This window comes from Streptomyces sp. NPDC054840, assembly GCF_053611065.1.
On sequence record NZ_JBSGZP010000983.1, the window covers coordinates 1 to 2,004 of the forward strand.

2 protein-coding genes are annotated in these 2,004 nt (G+C 74.1%); both read right to left on the reverse strand.

Annotation, left to right across the window (positions count from 1 at the left end; genetic code table 11):
* Positions 1-26: 26 nt before the first annotated feature.
* Positions 27-1,187: a galactokinase gene (gene galK / locus ACWGIU_RS36660; protein ID WP_453712401.1), complete on the reverse strand. Its 1,161-nt coding sequence runs from the start codon at positions 1,185-1,187 to the stop codon at positions 27-29.
* The coding region (galT, locus tag ACWGIU_RS36665) for a galactose-1-phosphate uridylyltransferase (RefSeq protein ID WP_453712402.1) at positions 1,184-2,004 on the reverse strand (821 nt) is incomplete at its 5' end. The genes galT and galK, both read right to left, overlap by 4 nt.

Below are 2,004 nucleotides of genomic sequence, written 5' to 3' on the forward strand. Positions count from 1 at the left end.
GCCCGGCAAGATCCGAAAGCGACGACCTAGAGGAGGCGGACGGCGCCGGGGGACGGGAATGCCGTCGTGACGCGCGGTGGTGTGAAGTCCGCGCGGAGGAAGGCGTGCGTCACCGCCCGGGTCACCGCCTGTTCGGCGTCCGCGTCGATCAGGGACAGCGCCGAACCGCCGAAGCCGCCGCCGGTCATGCGGGAGCCGTACGCGCCTGCGGCGTTCGCCGTGGAGACCGCCAGGTCCAGCTCGGGGCAGGACACCTCGTAGTCGTCGCGCAGCGAGAGGTGGCCTTCCGTGAGCAGCGGGCCCGCCTCGCGCAGCCGGCCCGCGCGCAGCAGTTCCTCGATGCGCAGGACCCGTTCGTTCTCGGTCACGACGTGCCGGACCCGCTTGCGCCCGACCGGGTCCTCCAGGCGGGTCAGGGTCTGCTCCAGCTCCTCGTACGGGAGGTCGCGCAGGGCGGGCAGGCCCAGGGCCCCGGCCGCCCGGTGGCAGGAGGCCCGGCGCTGGGCGTAGGCCCCGTCGGCCAGTGCGTGCGTGACCCGGGTGTCGATGACGAGGAGGCGCAGGCCGGCCGCCGCGCAGTCGAAGGGGATGTGGCGCCGGTCGAGGCTGCGGGTGTCCAGGTGGAGGGCGTGTCCCCCGGTCGCGCAGGCCGAGGCCGTCTGGTCCATGATCCCGCAGGGGACGCCGACGTACGCGTTCTCGGCGCGCCGGGCGAGCGCTGCCAGTTCGGGGCGGGTGAGCGGGAGCCCGTACAGGTCGGTGAGGGCCAGCGCGGTGGCCACCTCCAGGGCGGCGGAGGAGGACAGGCCGGCTCCGGTCGGTACGTCGGACCGTACGTGCAGATCGGCGCCGCCGGCCGGAAGTCCGGCGTCCAGCAGGGCCCATGCGACCCCGGCGGGGTAGGCGGCCCAGCTCGCGGCGCCCTGGGGAGGGCACGCCGGATCGAGACCGGCGAGGTCGAGGGTGACGGCGCCGGAGGGGGCGTCGGCGGAGTGGACCCGCAGGATCCGGTCGGTGCGCCGGGCGGCGGCCACCTCGGTGCGCTGCGGGAGGGCGAAGGGCAGGGCGAAGCCGTCGTTGTAGTCGGTGTGTTCGCCGATCAGGTTGACCCGGCCCGGGGCCGCCCAGACCCCCTCGGGCGGGTACCCGTACAGCTGCTGGAAGTCGTCCTGTGCCGACCCGCTCACCCGCTCGCCACCTCCCGTAGCCGCGCGGCCGCGTCCTCGGGCCGGACGTCGTTCATGTAGGCCTCCATGCCGGATTCGGTCCCGGCCAGGTACTTCAGCTTGTCCGCGGTCCGGCGGATCGTGAAGAGCTCCAGGTGGAGTGCGAAGTCCGCCCGGCCCTCGCCCGTCGGGGCCTGGTGCCAGGCGGAGATGTACGGGGTCGGTTCGGGCCGGTCGAAGAGCCGGTCGAACCGGCGCAGCAGCTCCAGGTAGACCCGGGGGAACTCGGCGCGCGCCGCGTCGCCGAGGGCGGGCAGGTCGGGGACCCGGTGGCGGGGGTAGAGGTGGACCTCGTACGGCCAGCGCGCCGCGAAGGGCACGAAGGCGGTCCAGTGCTCCGTTTCGAGGACGACACGGGTTCCTTCGGCGCGCTCGGCGGCCAGGACCTCCTCGAAGAGGTTGCCGCCGGTGCGCTCGCGGTGGGCGGCGACGGTGGCGAGCATCCGGGTGGTGCGCGGCGTGACGAAGGGGAAGGCGTAGATCTGGCCGTGCGGATGGGCGAGGGTGACGCCGATCTCGGTGCCTCGGTTCTCGAAGCAGTAGACCTGTTGGACGCCTTCGCGGGCGGCGAGGTCGGCGGTGCGGTCGCTCCAGGCGGCGAGGACGAGCGCGGCGCGCTCCTCGTCGAGCTCGGCGAAGGAGGTCAGGTGGTCGGAGGTGAAGCAGATGACCTCGCAGCGGCCGGTGTCGCCGGCGAGGGAGGGGAAGCGGTTCTCGAAGACGGCGACTTCGTAGTCGGGGGCCGGGATCTCGCTCGGGCGTCCCTCGGTGGAGGGGC